This window comes from Flavobacterium sp. (genome assembly GCF_044341265.1).
Classification (GTDB): Bacteria; Bacteroidota; Bacteroidia; order Flavobacteriales; family Flavobacteriaceae; genus Flavobacterium.
Genome location: NZ_JBIISA010000028.1, coordinates 29607 through 52092 on the forward strand (window position 1 = coordinate 29607; position 22486 = coordinate 52092).

Below are 22486 nucleotides of genomic sequence, written 5' to 3' on the forward strand. Positions count from 1 at the left end.
AAAATGGAATATCCAATTAGAATCTTACAACTTTTTACCATACTCAATCGCGGTGGTGCAGAAACCAACGTGATGAACTACTACCGAAAGTTGGATAGAACTAAGTTTCAGTTTGACTTTATTGTTCATCGTGATGAGCCAGGTGCTTATGAAGATGAGATTACTACTTTGGGAGGAAAAATATATAGATTACCACCTTTTAATCCACTAAAGATTAAAGAGTATAAAAAACAGATTGCCCTATTTTTTGACCAACATACTTACCTAATAATTCACGGAAATTGTTCCGAATTAGGTATTTATATTTATCAAGAAGCTCAAAAAAGAAGAACGCCTGTAATAATTGCTCACGGACACAATGCCACTGATGGTTGGAATTTGAAATCGCCTTTTAGATATTATTATAAAAAGCGAATGCTACGTTACATAAACACTTATTTTACTTGTGGTGATGAAGCTGCAGTATGGCTTTTTGGTAAAAAAAATGCTAGTAATGCCTTTACAATGACCAACGCTATTGATACTAAAATGTTTGCTTTTGATGAAACTAAAAGTCTTCAAGTAAGAAAACAATTAGAAGCCACAAACACTCAAAATTTTATTCATGTAGGTCGCTTTAACAAACAAAAAAATCATGAGTTTCTTATTGAAATTTTCGCTGAATTGGTGCAATTGAATTTAAATAGAAAACTTTTTTTGGTTGGTAATGGTGAGTTAATGGAATCTATTCAAAAAAAAGTTACGGATTTAAAACTTGAAAACAATGTGTATTTTCTTGGTTTGAGAAGTGATGTAAACGAATTGCTTCAAGGAATGGATGTGTTTTTATTTCCATCATTGTTTGAAGGATTACCAGTTTCTTTGGTTGAAGCACAAGCTAGTGGTGTAAAATGTTATATTTCTGATGGTGTACCTAAAGAAGCAATAATTGTAAATGACAATGTAAAAGTTATTTCTCTTGAAGAATCAGCATTAGTATGGGCGCAAACTATTCATTCTCAAAATGATTTTATAAAAAAAGATGTTTCTCAAGTAGTTATTGATAAAGGATATGATATTAATAAAAATGTAATTTTACTACAAGAAAAATATTTAGAACTATTGCAACAACATTCATGAAGACATTAACCATTTTTACACCTGCTTTTAATAGAGCGCATTTACTACCCAGACTTTATGAAAGTTTGTGTAAGCAGACTTGTCAAGATTTTGATTGGTTGGTTGTTGACGATGGTTCCTCTGATGATACAAAAGCACTAGTGGCTGGTTGGATTGCAGAAAATAAAATTCCAATCACCTATATTTATCAAGAAAACCAAGGAATGCATGGTGCTCATAATACAGCTTATAAGAATATAAAAGCTACTTTGAATACTTGTATAGATTCAGACGATTACATGCCTTTGAATGGTGTTGCCTTGATTTTATCAAAATGGGAAACTATTGATCAAAAAAAGTATGCTGGAATTATTGGTTTAGATAGGTTAGAATCAGGTGCGATTTTAGGGTCTAAATTCACTTCAGATTTTACTACATTAGAAGACTTTTATTTAAATGGTGGCACAGGTGATAAAAAATTAGTTTACCGAACAGATGTTATTACTAAGTATCCAGAATATCCAATTTTTGAAGGTGAACGCTATGTTGGGTTAGGAACAAAATATCTTTTTGTAGATAAAGACTATGAAATGGCAACTCTTAATGAAGTTTTAGTCATAGTTGATTATCAGCCAACAGGTTCGAGTAATACTATGTTCTATCAATATATGAAATATCCTAAGGGATTTATATATAATAGGATAACGACGATGCGCTTTTCAAAATCTACAAAAAGAAAATTCATAGAAGCGATACATTATATATCGAGTTGTATTATTATAAAACGTAGTAACTTTTTAAAAGATTCACCAGAAAAATTGTTGACTTTATTGGCAGTTCCATTCGGAATCGCTTTATATTTAATGATTCGATTTAAAACCAGAAAATAATTGTTTTGAAAAAAATAATAAGAACAGCCACCGTTTCTATTTCATTAGACATCTTGCTTAAAGGTCAATTGGCTTTTTTGAAAGAGCATTATGAAGTTGTAGCTGTTTCTGGTCAAGATGTACATTTGGAAAATGTTGATAATAGAGAAGGTGTTCGAACGATTCCAGTTGCTTTTCAGAGACAGATTTCGCCTTTCAAAGATTTTGTTTCATTAATAAAATTGTATAAAGTTTTAAGAAAAGAAAAACCACTAATAGTTCATTCAATAACGCCTAAAGCAGGATTACTCTCAATGCTAGCGGCCTATTTTGCAGGAGTACCTATTAGAATTCACACTTTTACAGGATTGATTTTTCCCTATAAAAAAGGATTTTTGCATCATTTATTGTTGTTTTTAGATAAAATTTTATGTCGATTTGCAACCCATATTATCCCTGAAGGCGAAGGTGTAAAAAAAGATTTAGTAGCTTTTAAGGTTACAAAAAAACCTTTGAAAGTAATTGCTAATGGAAATGTAAATGGAATTGATTTAGATTTTTTTAATCCCAATAAAGTTTCTCAAATTGAACAAGAAAACTTAAAACAACAATTGCATATTGCTGCTTCAGACTTTGTTTTTGTTTTCGTTGGAAGACTAGTGTCAGATAAAGGAATTAATGAATTGGTTGCTGCTTTTACTAATTTGTGTAAACAAAATTCAAATTGTAAATTGCTTTTGGTTGGTCCTTTCGAAAACGAATTAGATCCCTTAAATCGTGAAACATTAGATTTGATATCTTCCAATAAATCTATCATTACTGTTGGATTTCAAGACGATGTAAGACCTTATCTTGCTATTTCAAATGTTTTTGTTTTTCCAAGTTATAGAGAAGGTTTTCCTAATGTTGTTTTGCAAGCCGGAGCTATGAATTTACCTTGTATAGTAACTGATATTAGTGGTAGTAATGAGATAATTATTTCAAATGAAACTGGAATTATTATACCAGTTAAAAATGAAATTGCTATTTTTGACGCGATGCAATTGCTATTTCATGACAATGATTTGTTTCAAAAATTGCAATCAAAATCAAGAGTAAATATAGTTTCGAGGTTTCAACAAGAATTTGTATGGAATAGCTTACTTCAAGAATACAAAAGATTAGAAAACAATGTATAAAGAACTTTTTAAACCTTTTTTTGATGTCATCACTGCATTTATTGGATTGATATTGTTATTACCTATTTTATTTATTGTAACAATATTTCTTTTTTTTGCAAATGATGGCAAGCCTTTTTTCTTTCAATTGCGTCCGGGTAAAGCAGGAAAAATTTTCAAAATCATCAAGTTTAAAACCATGAACGATAGGAAAGATGCCGAAGGTAATTTACTTCCAGATTCAGATAGGTTGACCAAAGTAGGAAGTTTTGTTAGAAAAACATCTTTAGATGAAATACCACAATTATTAAATGTTGTTATTGGAGATATGAGTATAGTTGGTCCCAGACCATTACTAACTAATTACTTACATTTGTATAGTGATTTTCAAAACAGAAGGCACGAGGTAAAGCCAGGCATTACAGGATGGGCACAAGTAAACGGAAGAAATGCCATTTCGTGGGATAAAAAATTTGAATTAGATGTTTGGTATGTAGATCATATTTCATTTTTATTAGACCTAAAAATTCTATTTAAAACCATTCAGAAAGTAATAAAAAGTGATGGAATAACAGCAGTAGATTCTGCTACAATTGAGCCTTTTCAAGGAAGTTAAATTATAAATTGACTGATATGCAAGATATAGTAATCATAGGAGCTGGAGGTTTTGGACGAGAAGTAAAAACCATAATAGATGCTGTAAATAAGGTTAAAAAAACTTATAATTTTATAGGATATTATGATGATGGTATTGAAAAAGGTACCCTAATCAATAATTTTCCAGTTTTAGGTAATTTACAAGATTTGAATGCAATTGATAAAGAAATTTCGGTTCTTTTAGGTGTTGGTGATCCAACTACCAAAAGTAAGATTGTTACTTTTTTATCCAACGAAAAAATTAATTTTCCAACTTTAATTCATCCATTAGTTCAAATTTCAAATGATGAGGTGACCATTTCAAATGGTTGTATTATATGTGGCGGAACGATAATTACTTGCAACATTAAAATTGGAAGTTTTGTAACCTTAAATCTAATGTGTACAGTAGGTCACGACTCAATAATAGACAATTTTTCGTCGTTTATGCCCTCAGTAAATATTTCAGGAGAAGTACATATTCAAGAGAAAGTTTATGTGGGTACTGGAGCAAAAATTATAAATCAACTAACTATAGGAACAGGAACTATTGTTGGTGCCGGAGCCGTAGTTTCAAAAAGTTTACCAGATTATTGTACAGCAGTTGGAATACCTGCTAAACCTATAAAATTTCATAATCATGACTAAATCCAAAATATGGCTTTCTTCACCTCATATGGGTGGTACAGAACTAAAGTATATACATGAAGCTTTTGATAGTAATTGGGTTGCTCCATTAGGACCTAATGTAACTGGTTTTGAACAAGATTTAGAAAATTACATAGGAAATAATGCCTTTGTTGGTGCACTAAGTTCTGGTACTGCTGCCCTACATTTAGGTTTGATTTTACTAGGTGTAAGAGCAGGAGATGAGGTTATTTGTCAGAGTATGACTTTTTCAGCCTCAGCAAATCCAATAGTTTATCAAGGCGCCACACCAATTTTTATTGATAGTGAACCTGATACTTGGAATTTATGTCCTAATGCTTTAGAAATGGCGATAAAGGATAGAATTTCTAAAGGCAAAAAACCCAAAGCTATTATTGCTGTTCATTTGTATGGAATGCCTTATAAAATTGATGAGGTGCGCAGTATAGCCAATAAATATGAAGTTCCGATTCTCGAGGATAGTGCAGAAGCTTTGGGAAGTACTTATAATGGACAAAAATGTGGCACTTTTGGTGATATTAGTGTTTTGTCGTTCAATGGAAATAAGATAATTACTACCTCTGGAGGAGGAGCAATAGTTACCAAGAATAGTGACTTGAAAAATAAAGCTATTTTTTTAGCTACTCAAGCAAGAGACAATGCACCACATTATCAGCATAGTGAAATTGGGTATAATTATAGAATGAGTAATATATGTGCCGGAATAGGTAGAGGTCAAATGGAAATTTTAGATGATCACGTTGCAAAACGAAGAGCAATGCATGATTTTTATGTGAATATTTTTAAAGAAAATACTGCAATTACAGTTTTTTCTGAGCCGAATGAAAATTATTTTTCTAATCATTGGTTGTCTGCTGTAACCATAAATTCTTCATTAAATGGAGGTAAATCTAGAGAAGATTTACGACTATTATTAGAAGCAGAAAACATTGAAAGTCGTCCGTTATGGAAACCTATGCATTTACAACCTGTTTTTAAGGATGCACCTTATTATGGAGGGACTGTTTCAGAAAATTTGTTTGATAATGGTCTTTGTCTTCCTTCAGGTTCTAATTTGACAGACGAAGAAAAAGAGCGCATAAAAAATGTTATAAATAATTTTTAAGATTTTTTTAAGAACTTTTTTTCTTATTTTTACCACCATAAAAAATAAATATCCATTGAGAAACAATACCCAAAGAAATTTTTTTACAGATTTTTTTAAAACATTTTCTGACATCAATTTTGGATTTAGCTTTAAAAATTTGAGTTATTTACCTCGATGGGTCATTCTATTGATTGATGTTTTTATTGTTTTATTATCTGGTGTTGTTACTTATTTTCTCTTTCAAGGGCTTAAATTAAATTACATTCCCAAAGAACACCTTACTATTGGTTCCATTTTATATCTTTTTGTAAATATCTTTTTCTTTTGGATTTACAGAACTTATTCTGGAATTATCAGACACTCTTCTTACATTGATGCGTTAAAATTGTTTTTTTCTCAGTTTTCTACATTTGTAGTGCTGCTTTTATTTAACTTTTTTGTTTTACTATTAGATAAGCCAAAATTGTATTTAACTACTGGTGCTTTTATCAATGCTGTTTTATCTTTTAGTTTTTTGTTTGTTTTTCGAATGATCGTTAAGCAAACTTTTGAATTATTATTCAAAGAAGCCAGTTCCGAAAAAAGAATGGCAGCTATTATTTATGGTTCAGATGCTAATGCCTCTGCCGTAGCTTCTGCATTGAAAGCCGAGACACCTGGAAGGTTTAAACTGGTTGGTTTTATTGATAAAAATAATCAGAATTCGACAAAAAGGATATTAGATCTTCCTATTTTTCAAATAAAGAAAAGTATTCCTGTTTTGATGCGTTCCAAAAAAGTTGAAGCTTTAATTATTGCTGATAAAAGTCTGACCAAAAAAGAACGTTTAACAATAGTGGATGAATGTATAGAATATGGATTTAAAGTATATACCCTTCCTGTAGTTTCTGATTGGGATGATGAAAAAGAAATTTCCAAAAACATTAAGAATTTTGAAATCCAAGACTTATTAGAACGAAAACCAATCGTTTTAAATACCGACAGTATTTCTTCTAAACTTAAAGGAAAATCAATTTTAGTCACAGGAGCAGCAGGTTCTATTGGTAGTGAAATTGTAAGACAAGTACTTCATTTTAATCCGAAGAAGATTATATTGTTGGATCAAGCAGAAACACCACTTCATTCTTTATCGTTGGAGATCATAGGGTTAGGTTTGTCTGTTGAGGTGGTTAATGTCATTGCAGATGTTAGGAATTATGGAATTTTAGAAAGATTGTTTATAACCTATCAACCCGACGTAGTTTATCATGCTGCTGCATATAAGCATGTTCCAATGATGGAAGAAAATCCTTCACAAGCTATTTTTACCAATGTTTTGGGAACAAAGAATGTTGCTGATTTGTCTAATAAATATCATGTAGAGCGTTTTGTAATGATTTCTACAGATAAAGCCGTAAATCCTAGTAGTATAATGGGAGCTAGTAAGCGAATTGCTGAAATGTATGTGCAATCGAAACATTTTAAACATATAAAAAACAATTCAAAGCGTTACACTAAATTTATTACCACTAGATTCGGAAATGTATTGGGATCCAATGGTTCGGTAGTTCCATTATTTACAAAGCAAATCCAAGAAGGTGGTCCAATTACCATAACACATCCAGAAATCATTCGTTATTTTATGACTATTCCAGAAGCTTGTCAGCTTGTATTGGAAGCGTGTTCAATGGGTAATGGAGGCGAAATTTATATTTTTGATATGGGTAAACCAGTTAAAATTATTGATTTAGCTAAAAAAATGATTCGTTTGGCAGGATACCAACCTGATAAAGAGATTAAAATAAAAATTGTCGGATTACGACCAGGTGAAAAACTTTATGAAGAATTATTGAATGATTCTGCACAAAACTTAACAACTCATCATGAAAAGATAACTATTGCAGTTGAGGTTTGCGATGATTTTGAAATCGTTAGTCAACAAGTAGAAGAGTTGATAAGTATTTCTTATGATGGCAACTCAGAAATGATAGCTGCAAAAATGAAAAATATAGTTCCAGAGTATAAAAGTATGAATTCTGTATTCCAAACTTTAGATATAGAAGTTAAAGACTCTTATGTTTACACCAAATAGAATGTAAATTGAATGGTTTTTAATATATTTGTCACCAATTAATTATATTTTTTTCGAATGAAAAACTATTTCTTTTATATATCAATACTTTTTCTGTTTCTTTTTTCTTCTTGTGTCTCTAAAAAAAAATTTGTTTATCTTCAAGGTTCACAAGATTTTAGCAATGTATCTACTAATTATGACCCGATAATTCAAAATGACGATTTGTTGTCTATTGTTGTAACTACACAAGAGGTTGAAGCTGCTGCACCTTTTAATTTACCTAGTTATTTGGTTGATAATGAAGGGAAAATTGATTTTCCAGTTATAGGAAATATTCAAGTTTCAGGTTATTCTATAAAAGAGTTAAAAAGCATGCTAAAGCAAAAATTAGCTACTCATCTTATTGATCCTGTCATCAATATAAAAATATTAAATTTTAAAGTTACCGTTTTGGGCGATGTAGCAGGTCCAGGTATTAAATCTTTTGATAATCATAGAGTAACTTTATTTGATGCCATTGGTGCTTCAGGAGATTTAACAATTTTTGCAAAAAGAAATAATGTATTAATTGTTAGGGATATTCAAGGTTTAAAAACATTTAATAGAATTGACATCACTAAGGCAGATTTTGTTAACTCTCCTTTTTATTATTTAGACCAAAATGATTTAGTTTATGTTGAACAAAGGAAATCAAAAATTAATTCAGCGGCATTGCCAACAATTTCCTTGTATGCTTCATTATTTGGTTTATTGCTCACTTCGACAATACTTTTAACAAGATAATTATGCAAAATTTATTGTCTCAAGAATCGAATTCAGAAGCACAAAATGAAGTTAATATTAAGGAACAAATCTTTAATTATCTTCAATATTGGAAGTGGTTTGTATTAAGTGTTTTAGTACTTCTAACTATCACTTTTGTTTATTTAAGATATTATGTTGTAGAATATGGAGCTGCCTCTTCCATTTTGATAAAAGACGAAAAAAAAGGTGGTACCAGTGAGTTCTCTGCTTTTAGTGATTTGAATATTTTCTCAGGAAAGAATAATGTTGACAATGAGATTTTTATATTAAAATCTAGACAATTATCTCAGGATGTTGTTAAAAAAATGGATTTAGACATCTCTTATTTCAGTGAAGGAAGAGTTGTTTTTAAAGAACTTTATACTGATTCACCAATAAAAGTTATTTTCACTGACAAAAAAGAGGATTATAATGAAAAATCTTTAAGTTTTGTAGTAAGAGTTATTTCAAATAAACAATTTGAAGTACTGGATGTTGAAAAGAAGAATGCGAAGCGCTATAGTTTTGGTCAAAAAGTACCTTCAACATTAGGGAGTTTTATTGTTAAGTTAAATACATATCCAATGCCTGAGAATATTGTTGATATCATTGTTGTGAAATCAACCTTAGAAGGAAGAGCCAATGGTTTTAGAGGTAAGTTGTCGGTATTTTCAGTTGAGAAAACCAATGTTATAAATTTAGGTATAACAGATCAAATCCCTGAAAGAAGTGTGGATTTTTTAAATGCATTGGTACAACAATATAATGAAGATGCTGTAAGGGATAGAAATCAAGTTGCAGAGTTTACCAAAGAATTTATCAATAACCGATTAGATATTATTACCAAAGAATTAGGTGGTGTAGAAGGACAAGCCGAGCAGTTTAAAAAAGACAAAGGATTAGTAAGTTTAGAGTCAGATGCTGAATTGAGTATTGCAGGTGCAGTTGATTATAATAAAACAATTCTAGCTATTGAAACAGATTTAAAAGTAAGAGATTTTCTGTTAGATGAAATTAGAAAAACTAAAAAAGACGAATTGTTTCCTACTAATGTTGTAGTAGCAACAGAAACTTCTTCTAGTTATATTACAGAATACAATACACTTGTTTTAGAGAAGAGAAGACTATTAAAAAGCGCTACTGAATCAAATCCAAAAATTAAGAATATTGATTTGAGGATTTCGGAGTTGAGAGAAAATATCGTTCAAAGTTTATTAAGTAAAAAGAATGATTTAGCTATTCAGAAAAGAGATTTGTTAAGACAACGTTCTCTTTATAATGGAAAAGTGTATCAGGTTCCTACCAATGAACGAAATTATAATGAAATCGCAAGACAGCAAAATATAAAGCAATCTTTGTATTTATACCTTTTACAAAAACGAGAAGAAACTGAAATATCATTAGCGGTTACTTCTGCCAAAGCTAAAGTTATTGACAATGCTTATCTAACAGGACCAATTTCACTCAAGAAATCGATGTTCTATCTTGGAGCTTTTATTTTAGGATTACTAATTCCTTTTGGAATATTATTTTTAATAAACGTCTTTGATACTAAAATAAAATATCGTCAAGATATAGAAGGCAAAGTTTCTATTCCTTTCTTGGGTGATTTGCCAAAATCAGAGACTAACGAAGAAATTATTCAATCTAATAGTAGGTCTAGTTCTGCAGAAGCGATTAGAATGATTAGAACCAATTTAGAGTTTATGCTCGCTCATGTTCCTGAAAATGCTTGTAAAACTATATTTGTAACATCATCATTACCAAAAGAAGGGAAAACATTTTGTGCCATTAATTTAGCAACTACTATTGCTTTGTCAGGAAAAAAAGTCTTAATAATAGGTTTAGATATTAGAAATCCTAAACTGGATCAATATATTGCTCTACCAGTTAAAGGTATTACAAACTATTTAACAAAACCAAACGAAGACATCAAGGAATTCACTGTTAAAGTAAAAGATTTTGATAATTTTTATGCATTACCTTCTGGCGTTATACCACCAAATCCGGTTGAGTTATTAATGAATGATAAGCTTACTACTTTATTTGATGAACTTAAAAAGCAATATGATTATATAGTTGTCGATACAGCTCCAGTGAGTGTGGTAACCGATACTTTATTGATTGCTAAAAATGCTGATGCTTTTATTTATGTAATGCGTGCCAATTATCTTGATAAGCGTATGCTTAAGTTTGCAGATTCCTTATATAAGGAAAACAAACTTCCAAATATGTCAATAGTTCTTAACGATACTGAAGTTAAGAAAACCTACGGCTACGGCTACGGCTACGGCTATGGCTATGGCTATGGCTACGGAGTTGAAGAAAAAGAATTAACTTTTATTCAAAAAGTAAAAGAATTTTTTTCTAAAAAGAAATAAATAGAATTAAGGTTTAAAGAAAACATTGTTTTGAAAAGCTTCCTTTAAAGGATCAAGGTTTTTCAAAACAATTTTTTTATTAAATGATTCTACATGTTTCATATGATGTGCATCAGAACCTACAAAATCTATCATATTATTTTTTAATAAATAGTCGGCTGTTTTGGCTACCATTGGTCCGTAATAACCCACAGATGAGAGTAGATTGATTTGAAAGAGACAACCTGCATGTTTCAACTTTTTATATTCTTGGAGGTTATTATGGTAAAAATTGTATCGTTCTGGATGAGCTAAAACTGGTTTGTAGCCAGCTACTTGTATATCAAATATAATGTTATACAATTGTAATGGTGCGTTAATGTATGACATTTCTACTAAAACAAAATTTTCTTTAAGTGTTAGTAACTTTTCTTCTTGAAATAGATTTCTAAACCTATCATCAAGCATATATTCTGCAGCAGCTTTAAACGGATTGTCAATAGTGTTGTCTTTTAGGTGACTTAATGTTGTTATAAGTGTATCTTCAATTTTAGTTTTGGAATTTTCCCAAACATGCTCCATTACGTGAGGAGTTGTTATAAAATTACAGAATCCTAACTTTTTTAATTCGTTTATCAATGTCAAGGTGTCGTCAATATCTTTTGATCCATCATCTATTCCAGGTAATAAATGCGAATGAATATCAGTATAATCATTAGGGATTATATCTTTGAGGTAAGTCGATTTTTTATTGAAGAAAAACACGTTATTTTTTTGTAAAAGTAATCCAAAATAAATAAAAATTTAAAATACATATATAGATTTTGTTTTCTAAATTTGGCTCTTATTAAAACCATGAATAAATTGAAGCAATTATTACTAAAATCTTTAAAATCTTATTTTCATTACCTGTACTTTTTTTATAGTATATTGAAGACTAGGCTTTTTTTTATTTTTGCAATTAGTATATTGTATAGTTTTGTTGATGCTATGAGTTTGACAATGTTTATTCCATTGTTTCAAATTGCATCTGGAGAAGGTTCTGCTTCGAGTACAGGAACTAGTGATGTTTTCATGCAGGTTTTTAACTACCTCAATCTTAAACCTACTGTCAATTCTGTTTTACTAATTATGCTTTTCTTTTTTTTGTTAAAAGCAGCTTTCCGATATTTTGATGTTTATTACAGAGTTTTAGCAACATCTTATTTCAATAAAAAGATTAGAAGTAATTTGCTCTCTAATATTTCTAATTTAAAGTATTCAAAATTTGTCACCCTAAATTTTGGTACTATCCAAAACAGTGTGACAGCAGAAATATTGAGTATCAATAATGCTTTTTCTCAATATGTATCTGTTGTTCAAAATATAATTTTTGTATTAGTGTACATTGGGTTGTCTTTTTTGACAAACCCAAAATTTACTATTATTGTTATTATAGGTGGTTGGTTGTCAAGATTTTTGTTTAAATCACTATATAGAAGTTCGCAGTCATTGTCGTATTCCATAACAAATGAAAACAATAAGTTATCTAGTTTGGTTTTGCAACAAGTAACCAATTTCAAATATCTTAAGTCTACAGCATTGATGAAGAATTATCTGAATAAGATTAATGCAACAGTCGATGACATTGAAAAAGATGTAATTGTATTAGGTAAAACTTCAGCAAAGGTTATGTCATTCCGTGAGCCAATTATAGTTGTTTTCTTGCTGATTGCAATTTATATTCAAGTTAATATTATAGGTGGAACTTTTAGTTCAATTATTGTTATCCTATTATTTTTTTACAGAGCTTTTGGTAGTTTAATGAGTGTGCAACAAAGTTGGACTGCCTTTTTAAAATATGTTGGTTCTATCGTTCATTATGAGAAATTTACTGCAGAATTAAAAAGTGAAAAAGAAACTCAAGACGGAATGGCATTTGAAGGATTTGAAACTAATATTCAATTAAAGAATATTTCCTTTCAGTATAATGATAAATCAAAAGTTATTGATGGTGTATCACTTGATATTCCCAAAAATAAGACTTTGGCTTTTGTTGGAAAAAGTGGTTCAGGAAAAACAACTTTAGTAAATATCTTGTGCGGTTTATTGTCACCTACTAGTGGTGAAGTTTTGGTTGATTCAAAAAAATTAAAAGATTACTCTATTGATACTTTTCGAAGTAAAATTGGATTTATATCGCAAGAAACAGTTGTTTTTAATGATACGCTTTTTAATAACGTTACCTTTTGGTCGCCTAAAAACGAAGCTAATTTAAAGCGTTTTAATGATGTTATTCAACAAGTTGATTTAACTGATTTTGTTGAAAAAGCTGAGCTTAAAGAAGATATTGCTTTGGGTGATAATGGCGTAGTGATGTCTGGCGGACAAAGACAACGACTTTCAATTGCCAGGGAATTATATAAAAATATTGAATTATTGATATTAGATGAAGCTACTTCTGCTCTAGATTCTCAAACCGAAAAATTTATTCAAGAAAGTGTAGATTCATTAAAAGGTAAAATTACAATTGTTGTTATTGCTCATCGATTATCAACTATTAAAAATGCGGATTCTATAGTTTTGATAAATGCTGGTAAACTAGAAAGTCAAGGAAATTACAATGAGCTGTTACAAATTTCACCAACCTTTGCAAAAATGGTTTCATTGCAAGAGTTATAATTGATATTTATGAAATTTGCCATCCTTATTACTACTAAAAATAGACTTGAAGATTTAATTTTCACATTAGATAGAATCAATGGTTTGCTTTTGCGTCATGATTTAGAATGCATTATTTGCGATGATGGTTCTACAGATGGCACTTTTAATTATTTGACTCAGAATCATCCTAAAATAAAGTTACTTCGAAATAATAAGTCACGCGGTTTAATTTTTAGTAGAAATCGTTTATTAGAAACTACAACAGCTCAATTTGCTATCTCATTAGATGATGATGCTCATTTTTTATCAGAAAATCCATTAGAAGAAATTGAGCTGTATTTCGAGAACAATTCTAATTGTGGCTTAATAAGTTTTAGAATTTTTTGGGGTAAAAATGCTCCAAATACTTTACGAACTCAATTACATCCAGAAAGGGTAAGAGGGTTTGTAGGTTGCGGTCATGTATGGCGTATGTCTGCATGGAAATCAATTCCACCCTATCCAGAATGGTTTATTTTTTATGGAGAAGAAGATTTTGCTGCCTATCAATTGTTTAAGAAGAATATTGAGATTCATTATTTACCTATGGTTTTAGTACATCATCGGGTAGATATAATTTCAAGAAAAAATAATGCCGATTATCAAATAAGGCAAAGAAGAAGCTTTCGTTCAGGATGGTATTTGTATTTTCTGTTTTATCCATTTCTTGAAATACCAAGAAAATTGGTCTATACACTTTGGATGCAATTGAAAAACAAAACTTTCAAAGGTGACTTTAAAGCTACTTTAGGAATCATTCAAGCTCTTTTTGATGTTCTAATTAATTTTCCTAAATTGCTAAAGCAAAGTAATCGATTATCAAATAAAGAATATAAGGAAATCAATCAACTAAATCCAATTAGAATTTATTGGAAACCAGAAGATGAAAAGTAAAACTATAGCCATAATTCCAGCTCGTGGTGGATCTAAAAGATTACCTGGTAAAAACATTCTTCCACTTGGAGGAATGCCTTTACTGGCTCATAGTATTATTTATGCAAAATCAAATTCTGATATAATTGATGAGGTTTATGTTTCTACAGACGATGAGCAAATAAAAGAAGTAGCTTTGGCTTATGGTGCAAAAGTAATTGACAGACCACCATCCATTTCAGGAGATTTGGAGCCTACAATTTCATCATTGCAGCATGCTTTAGAATCTATTGATTCCGATGTTGAAAATGTAGTTTTATTGCAGCCAACCAATCCGTTACGACCAATTGATTTATTGTCAGAATGTTTTCAAAAGTATTTAGAGGACAATTTAGATAGCTTATTTACAGTATCACAAAATCATCATAAATTTGGCAAAATTCACAATAACGTTTTTGTTCCGTTCAATTATGAAATAGGACAACGTAGTCAAGATTTAGAACCTCTTTATTTTGAAAACGGATTATTGTACATTGCCAAAACAAAATTGATATTAGAAGGAAAAATTATATCTGAAAAGGCATTTCCTTATATTGTAAATCATGTATTTGCAGATGTAGATATCGATACCCAAGAAGACTTTGACTATGCCGAATATTTATTAAATAAAAATAAGAAATAGAATGAACCCATACATAGAAATAGCAGGAAGAAAAATTGGACCTGATTTTCCACCATTAGTAATTGCCGAAATCGGAATTAACCACGAGGGTTCACTTCAAGTTGCCAAAGAAATGGTTGATGCTGCGCATAGAGCAGGAGTTGAAGTGGTTAAACATCAAACTCATATTGTTGAGGATGAAATGAGTGGTGCTGCCAAAAAAGTTATTCCAGGAAACGCTGATGTTTCTATTTACGAAATCATGGAACGTTGCGCGTTAAGTGAAGTAGAAGAACTAGAACTTAAAAATTATGTTGAAAGTAAAGGTATGATTTTTATCTCGACACCTTTTTCTAGAGCTGCTGCCGAACGTTTAAGAAAATTTGATATTCCAGCTTATAAAATTGGTTCAGGTGAATGTAATAACTATCCACTTTTAGAACACATTTGTTCTTTTGGTAAACCAGTAATTTTAAGCACTGGAATGAATACCATTGAGAGTGTTGCCAAAGCGGTAGCTATTTTTGATAAACACAATATTCCGGTGGCTTTGTTGCATACTACCAACTTATATCCAACGCCTATTCATTTGGTACGATTTGGTGCCATGACACAACTACATCAAGCTTTTCCAGATAAGGTTTTTGGGTTGTCAGACCATACTTTAAATAACAATGCTTGTTTAGGAGCTGTGGCACTTGGAGCAAGTATTCTTGAAAGACATTTTACAGATCACATGCAACGAACAGGTCCAGATATTGTTTGTAGTATGGATGAAAAAGCTACTACAGAATTGATTGTTTCTTCTAATGAAATGTGGCAAATGCGTGGCGGAACTAAAGAACCTGCCAAAGAAGAGCAAGTAACTATTGACTTTGCTTTTGCAACAGTTTGTTCTATTGCTGAAATTAAAAAAGGCGATGTTTTAACCAAAGAAAATATTTGGGTAAAACGACCTGGAACAGGAAAAATTTTGGCTGAACATTTCAATGATTTACTAGGAAAAGCAGCTACTCGAGATATAGCAAATGATGAACAATTGGATTTTAATGATTTTGAATAAATGAAAGATTTTGTAACTTTTTTATTGACTAAAGTATATAATAGTAAATCAATTTCTGATGAGATTGTGGCTATTGCTTTTGATAAAACTGTTGCCGATGTTCAGTATCATTTTTCAAGTTTATCAACTTCTGAAATTGAAAGTAGGATTAAATCAAATAGTAATGAATTAGCTGTTTTTTTATTCCGTTTAGGTAATGAATTGCATTTAAATAATTTAGAAGAACTAAAACCACAGATACATTGGTTACTCAAAGAATTGTGTTCATGTGAAATCTATTTTAATAACACTATTGATGTTGGGTTTTATATTATTCATGGTCAAGGAACAGTAATTGGAAGTAGAAATACCATTGGGAAAGGATTTATAATCCATCAAGGATGTACTATTGGACATAAAAAAAACGGAAGTGGTAAAGGTAATAGAATTGGTCACAATGTTACTATGTATTGCAATTCTTCAATAATTGGAGAAGTAACAATTGGTGATAACTCGATTATAGGAGCACATGTTTTGGTTGCTGAGAATTTAGAAGCTAATACAATTGTAACTGCTGACTTAAATAATAAAAAAAAGCAAATTAATTAAATGAAAAAAATCCTATTCTTAACATATATACGTCTCGATTTTGGTAAAGTAAAATCGTTTATTCCTTTAATTTATAAGTATTAAGAGTATTTTTAAAGTGATAATATGATTCAAAATACTAATAGATTAAGAGAGTTAGACTTTTTAAGAGGAGTTGCAATTATTTTAGTTTTACTCAGACACTTACCACTTACTCCTTTTACTTCAAAAATGGGATGGATTGGTGTAGATTTATTTTTTGTACTAAGTGGTTTTTTAGTGTCGGGCTTATTGTTTAAAGAGTACAACAAGTTTGGAAATATTAAACCAAAATTATTTCTAATTAGAAGAGGTTTCAAAATATATCCCATTTATTTTTTAACCTATTTTTTATACCTATCTATAAAATTAGTAAAAGGTCAATTTCTTTGGAAAGGTTTACTAGCTGATGTTTTTTTTATTCAAAATTATATCATGGGTTGGGGTTATGCCTACGTAGCGACTTGGTCATTAGCAATCGAAGAACATTTTTATTTCTTTTTTGCTATACTTTTATATTTTGCAATAAAAAAGAGTTTTTTCAATTTGAAATTCAATTCTAAATGGAGTTATTTTGAAATAGTTATTCTACTTTTACTCATTATTATCTTTATATTAAGACTTTATAGTAATTATTATCATCCAGAACTGAAAGAAAAAAATGTTACTATGACGCATCTTCGTATGGATTCTCTTTTGTTTGGTGTCTTAATATCTTATTTTTATTATTTCAAAAATCAAATTTTGACTAATTTTTTTAATAATAACAAGAGGCTTTTGATTATAATTGCAGTAATTTTGTTGATGTTTACACCATTTATTGATTTTGAAGATTCTATTTTTGTAAGAACATTTGGATTTACATTTCTTTATATATCTTTTGGTATTTTCTTAATCAGTTTTTTAGTGTATCAAAATATTAATTCTGTATTGAATAAAATGTTTTCTGAAAGAGTAGTTAATTTTATAAGTAGAATTGGATTAGCATCTTATTCAATTTATTTAATTCATGGATTTGTAGCAGTTTCTTTTTCGTTTTTGAGGTCTTATGTTTTTAAAATTCAAGTTGACCCAATAGTTCTTTTTCCATTTACTGCTACAACTAGTATTGTCTTAGGAATGATAATGACCAATTACATAGAAAAATATTTTCTTACAATTAGAGATAAATTTTATCCAAGTCGGATAGCATAAAAGATTATGAAAAAAATCCTATTTCTAACCGGAACGCGTGCTGATTTTGGCAAAATAAAATCACTTATTTCTATTCTTGAAAGCCAACAAGAGTTTGAAATATTTGTTTTTGTTACTGGAATGCATTTGCAAAAAGAGTACGGATATACGCTTATAGAAATAGAACGTTGCAACTATAAAAACGTTCATACTTTTGAAAATCATACTCATGAAACTACAATGGATTTGACTTTGGCTAAAACCATAGAAGGTCTTTCTAGTTATTGCAAACAAGTTAATCCAGACATGATAGTTGTTCATGGCGATAGAGTTGAGACACTTGCTGGAGCTATTGTAGGTTCGTTAAATAATATTTTAGTTTCTCATATTGAAGGCGGAGAATTGTCAGGAACTGTTGATGAGCTAATTCGTCATAGCGTTTCTAAATTGAGTCATATTCATTTTGTTTCCAATGATGATGCAGCCAAAAGATTAATTCAAATGGGAGAAATGACTTCGTCAATTTATACCATAGGTTCACCAGATATTGATATCATGTTTTCAGATGATTTACCATCTTTAGAAAAAGTAAAAGAATATTATCAAATCCCATTTGACGATTTTGCAGTAGTAATGTTCCATCCAGTTACAACTGAAGCATCAGAAATGAATCAATATGCTACTAATTTTGTTGATGCTTTGTTAGAAGACCATCATAACTATGTAGTAATTTATCCGAATAATGATTTGGGAAGTCAATTTATAATTGATAATTATAAAAAGTTACAGAATAACAACCGTTTTAGAGTTTTTCCTTCTTTACGATTTGAGTATTTTCTAACTTTATTAAAAGAATCTAAGTTCATAATTGGTAACAGTAGCGCCGGAATTAGAGAAGCTCCTTACTATGGAATTCCGATTATTAATATTGGAACTAGACAGCAAAATAGAGCCTTACATGCCGATATTATCAATGTAGATTATAAAAAAAGTGCTATTAAAGAAGCCTTACAACTTATCATCAATCACAAAACCCAAAAAAGTAATTCCGACTTTGGTGACGGAAATAGTGCTCAATTATTTTTAGAATCGTTAAAAAATAATGATATTTGGAACATTAACCACCAAAAGCAATTTAAAGAACTATAATGATTTCAACTCTTAAGAAAAAATTTGATTGGCAAACTAAGTACAAGGTTAAAAGAAAACTCAATGTTCTAAAGGCATTTTTTGTTTCCAATAATCTAACCAAATTGGCTAAAATATTTAAAACAGACAAATGGGGTGGCCATTTTTATACACCACATTATCAGTTGCATTTTGCACCCTATAGATTAAAAAAAATCAAGTTTCTTGAAATCGGAGTCGGTGGATATGAAAATCCACATTCAGGAGGAAATTCATTGAGAATGTGGAAGGCTTATTTTCCTTTTGCCAAAATATACTCACTAGATATTCATGATAAATCACCTCAAGAAGAAAGCCGTATTAAAATTTACAGAGGAAGTCAGGTAGATAAAGAATTTTTACAATCTATTTGTAATGAAGTAGGAGAGTTTGATTTAATTGTTGACGACGGAAGTCATATCAATGAGCATGTAATTGAATCCTTTGAATTTTTATTTCCAAAATTGAAGAAAGGTGGAATCTATGTGGTTGAAGATACGCAAACCTCTTATTGGGAAGACTATGGTGGCACCTCTACTGATTTCAATAAAAAAGGAACCATTTATTGCTTTTTTAAATCCCTAATTGATGGATTGAATAATGAAGAATTTATGCTTCCAGATTATAAAAAGACGTATTACGATCAGCATATAGTTTCGATGCACTTTTATCACAACATGATATTTATTTACAAAGGTGATAATAACGAGCCTTCTAATTATTTGGTAAATAACAAAGTAAAGAATGGATAAGCAAAAAGTTGCCATATTATCAACTGTTGCCAACTTTGATTTATACAAAAAATCATCTACATTATTTCCAAAAGATATTCAGCGCTATGTTATAAATGGCACCAATGGAATGCATGGTTTGCATAGCATTACTTATATGATGTCTAAGCTTAAAGGCAAGGGAATTGAATGGTTGGTTATGGCAGATGAGGATGTGATTTTTACTGATGCTAATCAAGTTTTTTCTATCATAGAAGATATGGAGACAAACCATCTGACGGTTTGCGGAGTAAGAGATGGTGGCGTTATTTTGCACAGAAAAGAAAATCCCTATGCTATCAACACGTTCTTTTCAGTTTTAAATTTCAAAGAAGTTGAAAGTATTTGGAATGAAAAGGAAATGCTAGCCAATCAGTTTATTAACGTTGGTGAGTTTCCAGATTCGTTAGCTAAATTACCTTATGAGTATAATGAACATAGTGTTTACGAACCTTATTATTGTTTTTATTTTTGGCTAAGAAGAAAAGGAAAGCAATTCCTTTTTTTAGATACTAAAATGAGCACTGATGGAATTGCTAACATTGTTTATTACAAAGAAAAAGAGGTTTTATGCCACACTTGGTATGCAAGAAGTTATGGCATTAACCAAAAACATACTGGCAGAATAAATGAGATTTTAAATGCAAGAGGTGTTTTAGATGCTTCATCGTCATCTTTATCTGACGTAATATTATATAAAAAAACTACATTTGCTTTAGAACAAAAAATTAAGAAATATTACAAAAAGGTTTGTAGAAAATTGTTTAAATGAAAAAATTAGGAATAGTAATTACCGATGGCGTTGGATATAGAAATTTTATCTTGAGTGATTTTATATCTGAAGCTCAAAAAAGTTTTGATGAGGTAGTGATTTTATCCTATTTACCTAAATCTGTATATAATTCTGTTATATGTAAAGTCATTGAATTACCAGTTTATGAAGAAAAATTTATTAATTGGTTTTTTAGAAAAGCCAAAGAACTTGCCCATCTTCATTTGCACAAGAAAGGAAATTTTGGTATTCAAGACAACTTAAGAGTTAATAATTCAAAAGCTAAAACAACTAGAGGTTTTACGACAAGATTAATCAATAAATGGACGTCTTATTTTTTCTCTGAAAAATGGATTCAATTTTATAATAAGTTGCAACAAAGGTCTTTTAGAAATAATTTAATTTCTAAAGAATATGGCACTTTATTGAAAGATGAAAAATTTGATTTATTATTTTTCACTCATCAAAGACCACCTTTTATAGCTCCATTGGCATATCAAGCTGAACAGAATAATGTGAAAACTGCTTCCTTTATTTTTAGTTGGGATAATTTAGCTTCCAAAGGAAGAATGGCTGCCAATTTTGATTATTATTTAGTTTGGAGTGATTTAATGAAAAAAGAATTACTTCAGTTTTATTCGAAAGTAAAACCTGAAAATATTGAAGTTGTTGGGACACCACAATTTGAGCCGTATGTTTTAGATAGATATAAAACTACTAAAGATGAATTTCAACAAAAATTTGGTTTAGATAGTTCTAAAAAAACCATTTGTTTTAGTTGTGGCGATATAGCAACGAGTAAAAATGATGAGCTTTATATTCAAACTATAGCTGATGCTATTAAAAGTAATGAAATTGAAAATGTTAACTTATTAATAAGAACTTCACCAGCTGAAGATCCAATTCGATTTAAAAGTTTTGTTGAGAGATATCCCTTTATTAAATGGAATTATCCAAAATGGCCACTTTCTAGAGATAAACATCAAGAGTTGTGGACGCAACGAATTCCTTCTGTAGAAGATGTGATTGATTTGAGGTCAGTACTCGAGTTTTCAGATTTGAATATTAACATGTTGTCTACCATGAGTTTGGACTTTATACAGTTTGATAAACCAGTTATCAATCCTGTTTTCGGAAATCTTGAAAACGGATTGTATGATGACCAACGTTTTTTGAATTACGCTCATATTGAAAACGTAGTCAATTCTAAAGCGACCAAAGTTGTTAAAGATGAAACCTCATTGATTGAAGCAATAAAAATATATTTGAACAACCCAAATTTAGACAGCGAAAACAGAATGGAATTGCTAAAATTACAAGTAAGTAAACCCTTATTTGAAACTGGCAAACGTATAGCACAAACCTTAAAAGCATGGGTGTAAACCAACAAAAAATAGCCGTTTTGTGTAACTATGAGCTTCTTCCAGAGCGAGTAGGTGGCATGGACTATTTTTATTGGATGTTTGATGCAAAATGCAAAGAACAAGGCATTGAAGTCGATTGGTTTTTTCCAAATCTATCAAATCATGGAGGTTATTCTAAACTAAATTTGCATTCAAGTGACTACAAAAATGTTGAGAATTATTTTTTAGAATATCATTCTCAAAACCATTATTCTCATGTAATAACTCATTTTATTGAGCTTTGCACGCCATTTTATAAAAAACTAAAAAAGATAAACAAGGCTAAGATAATTGCTATCGATCACAATCCAAGACCTTTGTCTGGGTATCCTCTGAAAAAGCGTTTAGAAAAAAAGACTAAAGGAATTTTATATGCCAAATACATAGATTTGTTTGTTGGAGTATCTGAGTATTCTAAAAATCAATTAATTAAGGAATTAGGTTCTTTTATTAAAGATAGAATAAAAGTTGTTTGCAACGGTTTGGAAATTAAAAAGTTCAAAGTAAAAACAGATTTTAGTGTTTCTAATAAATTTTTAACGGCCTCACATTTAAGAAAAGACAAAGGAATTCAAGATGTTATTTATGCTGTAGCAGCTTTGAA

At 30.1% G+C, this 22486-nt stretch carries 20 protein-coding genes and 1 pseudogene; 20 read left to right on the forward strand and 1 reads right to left on the reverse strand.

From position 1 onward, the window contains the following. Window positions 1-3: 3 nt before the first annotated feature. Genes ACIQ06_RS12545 through ACIQ06_RS12585 form a run of 9 tightly spaced genes read left to right on the forward strand, consistent with a single transcriptional unit; the run spans window position 4 to window position 10733 of the window. The gene (locus tag ACIQ06_RS12545) at window positions 4-1119 is read left to right on the forward strand and encodes a glycosyltransferase family 1 protein (protein ID WP_396146817.1); all 1116 of its coding nucleotides are present in this window, start codon (window positions 4-6) and stop codon (window positions 1117-1119) included. Next, window positions 1116-1988 carry a glycosyltransferase family 2 protein gene (locus ACIQ06_RS12550; RefSeq protein WP_396146819.1) on the forward strand — a complete coding sequence of 291 codons (873 nt, stop codon included), beginning with the start codon at window positions 1116-1118 and terminating at the stop codon, window positions 1986-1988. The genes ACIQ06_RS12545 and ACIQ06_RS12550 overlap by 4 nt, the downstream gene beginning before the upstream one ends. Before the next feature lie 5 nt (window positions 1989-1993). After that, on the forward strand, window positions 1994-3145 hold the full coding sequence (locus ACIQ06_RS12555) for a glycosyltransferase family 4 protein (RefSeq protein WP_396146821.1): 1152 nt from the start codon (window positions 1994-1996) through the stop codon (window positions 3143-3145). Beyond that, window positions 3138-3740 carry a sugar transferase gene (locus ACIQ06_RS12560; protein WP_396146823.1) on the forward strand — a complete coding sequence of 201 codons (603 nt, stop codon included), beginning with the start codon at window positions 3138-3140 and terminating at the stop codon, window positions 3738-3740. Before ACIQ06_RS12555 ends, ACIQ06_RS12560 begins: the two co-directional genes overlap by 8 nt. 17 nt (window positions 3741-3757) lie before the next feature. After that, complete coding sequence (locus ACIQ06_RS12565) at window positions 3758-4408, forward strand: acetyltransferase (RefSeq protein ID WP_396146825.1); 651 nt, start codon at window positions 3758-3760, stop codon at window positions 4406-4408. Continuing rightward, window positions 4401-5534 (forward strand): DegT/DnrJ/EryC1/StrS family aminotransferase, encoded by a 1134-nt coding sequence (locus tag ACIQ06_RS12570; protein WP_396146827.1) that lies wholly within the window; start codon window positions 4401-4403, stop codon window positions 5532-5534. The genes ACIQ06_RS12565 and ACIQ06_RS12570 overlap by 8 nt, the downstream gene beginning before the upstream one ends. A 55-nt stretch (window positions 5535-5589) precedes the next feature. Continuing rightward, window positions 5590-7587, forward strand: coding sequence for a polysaccharide biosynthesis protein (locus ACIQ06_RS12575; protein ID WP_396146829.1), 1998 nt, complete (start codon window positions 5590-5592; stop codon window positions 7585-7587). Window positions 7588-7644: 57 nt separating this feature from the next. Beyond that, entirely contained in the window at window positions 7645-8352 is a 708-nt protein-coding gene (locus ACIQ06_RS12580; RefSeq protein ID WP_396146831.1) for a polysaccharide biosynthesis/export family protein, read from the forward strand. Window positions 8353-8354: 2 nt separating this feature from the next. Further along, window positions 8355-10733 (forward strand): GumC family protein, encoded by a 2379-nt coding sequence (locus tag ACIQ06_RS12585; protein ID WP_396146833.1) that lies wholly within the window; start codon window positions 8355-8357, stop codon window positions 10731-10733. 6 nt (window positions 10734-10739) lie between these two features. Here the strand turns inward: ACIQ06_RS12585 and ACIQ06_RS12590 are convergent, their stop codons facing one another. Continuing rightward, the gene (locus ACIQ06_RS12590; protein WP_396146835.1) at window positions 10740-11477 is read right to left on the reverse strand and encodes a tyrosine-protein phosphatase; all 738 of its coding nucleotides are present in this window, start codon (window positions 11475-11477) and stop codon (window positions 10740-10742) included. Between the two features lie 204 nt (window positions 11478-11681). Here ACIQ06_RS12590 and ACIQ06_RS12595 point away from each other — a divergent pair, with 204 nt between their 5' ends. From ACIQ06_RS12595 to ACIQ06_RS12645, 11 genes and pseudogenes are all read left to right on the forward strand, one after another. Further along, window positions 11682-13373, forward strand: coding sequence for an ABC transporter ATP-binding protein (locus ACIQ06_RS12595; protein ID WP_396146837.1), 1692 nt, complete (start codon window positions 11682-11684; stop codon window positions 13371-13373). Window positions 13374-13382: 9 nt separating this feature from the next. Beyond that, complete coding sequence (locus ACIQ06_RS12600) at window positions 13383-14288, forward strand: glycosyltransferase family 2 protein (RefSeq protein ID WP_396146839.1); 906 nt, start codon at window positions 13383-13385, stop codon at window positions 14286-14288. Continuing rightward, window positions 14278-14949 (forward strand): cytidylyltransferase domain-containing protein, encoded by a 672-nt coding sequence (locus ACIQ06_RS12605; protein WP_396146841.1) that lies wholly within the window; start codon window positions 14278-14280, stop codon window positions 14947-14949. Before ACIQ06_RS12600 ends, ACIQ06_RS12605 begins: the two co-directional genes overlap by 11 nt. A 1-nt stretch (window position 14950) precedes the next feature. Further along, window positions 14951-15991 (forward strand): N-acetylneuraminate synthase family protein, encoded by a 1041-nt coding sequence (locus tag ACIQ06_RS12610; RefSeq protein ID WP_396146843.1) that lies wholly within the window; start codon window positions 14951-14953, stop codon window positions 15989-15991. Then, complete coding sequence (locus ACIQ06_RS12615; protein WP_396146845.1) at window positions 15992-16579, forward strand: hypothetical protein; 588 nt, start codon at window positions 15992-15994, stop codon at window positions 16577-16579. 105 nt (window positions 16580-16684) lie between these two features. Then, window positions 16685-17791, forward strand: a complete 1107-nt coding sequence (locus ACIQ06_RS12620) for an acyltransferase family protein (protein WP_396146848.1) — start codon at window positions 16685-16687, stop codon at window positions 17789-17791. 6 nt (window positions 17792-17797) lie between these two features. Then, complete coding sequence (gene neuC, locus ACIQ06_RS12625; RefSeq protein WP_396146850.1) at window positions 17798-18919, forward strand: UDP-N-acetylglucosamine 2-epimerase; 1122 nt, start codon at window positions 17798-17800, stop codon at window positions 18917-18919. Continuing rightward, the gene (locus tag ACIQ06_RS12630; RefSeq protein ID WP_396146851.1) at window positions 18919-19689 is read left to right on the forward strand and encodes a class I SAM-dependent methyltransferase; all 771 of its coding nucleotides are present in this window, start codon (window positions 18919-18921) and stop codon (window positions 19687-19689) included. The genes neuC and ACIQ06_RS12630 overlap by 1 nt, the downstream gene beginning before the upstream one ends. Next, window positions 19682-20479, forward strand: coding sequence for a hypothetical protein (locus ACIQ06_RS12635; protein ID WP_396146853.1), 798 nt, complete (start codon window positions 19682-19684; stop codon window positions 20477-20479). Before ACIQ06_RS12630 ends, ACIQ06_RS12635 begins: the two co-directional genes overlap by 8 nt. Continuing rightward, the gene (locus ACIQ06_RS12640) at window positions 20476-21861 is read left to right on the forward strand and encodes a hypothetical protein (protein WP_396146855.1); all 1386 of its coding nucleotides are present in this window, start codon (window positions 20476-20478) and stop codon (window positions 21859-21861) included. Before ACIQ06_RS12635 ends, ACIQ06_RS12640 begins: the two co-directional genes overlap by 4 nt. Beyond that, window positions 21852-22486 (forward strand): annotated as a pseudogene (locus ACIQ06_RS12645) (group 1 glycosyl transferase); the annotation flags it as partial. The gene ACIQ06_RS12640 and the pseudogene ACIQ06_RS12645, both read left to right, overlap by 10 nt.

Coding starts and splice junctions, on each gene's coding strand:
- ACIQ06_RS12545 (WP_396146817.1), top strand. CDS start 4: ATGGAATATCCAATTAGAATCTTACAACTTTTTACCATACTCAATCGC.
- ACIQ06_RS12550 (WP_396146819.1), top strand. CDS start 1,116: ATGAAGACATTAACCATTTTTACACCTGCTTTTAATAGAGCGCATTTA.
- ACIQ06_RS12560 (WP_396146823.1), top strand. CDS start 3,138: ATGTATAAAGAACTTTTTAAACCTTTTTTTGATGTCATCACTGCATTT.
- ACIQ06_RS12565 (WP_396146825.1), top strand. CDS start 3,758: ATGCAAGATATAGTAATCATAGGAGCTGGAGGTTTTGGACGAGAAGTA.
- ACIQ06_RS12570 (WP_396146827.1), top strand. CDS start 4,401: ATGACTAAATCCAAAATATGGCTTTCTTCACCTCATATGGGTGGTACA.
- ACIQ06_RS12580 (WP_396146831.1), top strand. CDS start 7,645: ATGAAAAACTATTTCTTTTATATATCAATACTTTTTCTGTTTCTTTTT.
- ACIQ06_RS12585 (WP_396146833.1), top strand. CDS start 8,355: ATGCAAAATTTATTGTCTCAAGAATCGAATTCAGAAGCACAAAATGAA.
- ACIQ06_RS12600 (WP_396146839.1), top strand. CDS start 13,383: ATGAAATTTGCCATCCTTATTACTACTAAAAATAGACTTGAAGATTTA.
- ACIQ06_RS12605 (WP_396146841.1), top strand. CDS start 14,278: ATGAAAAGTAAAACTATAGCCATAATTCCAGCTCGTGGTGGATCTAAA.
- ACIQ06_RS12610 (WP_396146843.1), top strand. CDS start 14,951: ATGAACCCATACATAGAAATAGCAGGAAGAAAAATTGGACCTGATTTT.
- ACIQ06_RS12615 (WP_396146845.1), top strand. CDS start 15,992: ATGAAAGATTTTGTAACTTTTTTATTGACTAAAGTATATAATAGTAAA.
- ACIQ06_RS12620 (WP_396146848.1), top strand. CDS start 16,685: ATGATTCAAAATACTAATAGATTAAGAGAGTTAGACTTTTTAAGAGGA.
- neuC (WP_396146850.1), top strand. CDS start 17,798: ATGAAAAAAATCCTATTTCTAACCGGAACGCGTGCTGATTTTGGCAAA.
- ACIQ06_RS12630 (WP_396146851.1), top strand. CDS start 18,919: ATGATTTCAACTCTTAAGAAAAAATTTGATTGGCAAACTAAGTACAAG.
- ACIQ06_RS12635 (WP_396146853.1), top strand. CDS start 19,682: ATGGATAAGCAAAAAGTTGCCATATTATCAACTGTTGCCAACTTTGAT.
- ACIQ06_RS12640 (WP_396146855.1), top strand. CDS start 20,476: ATGAAAAAATTAGGAATAGTAATTACCGATGGCGTTGGATATAGAAAT.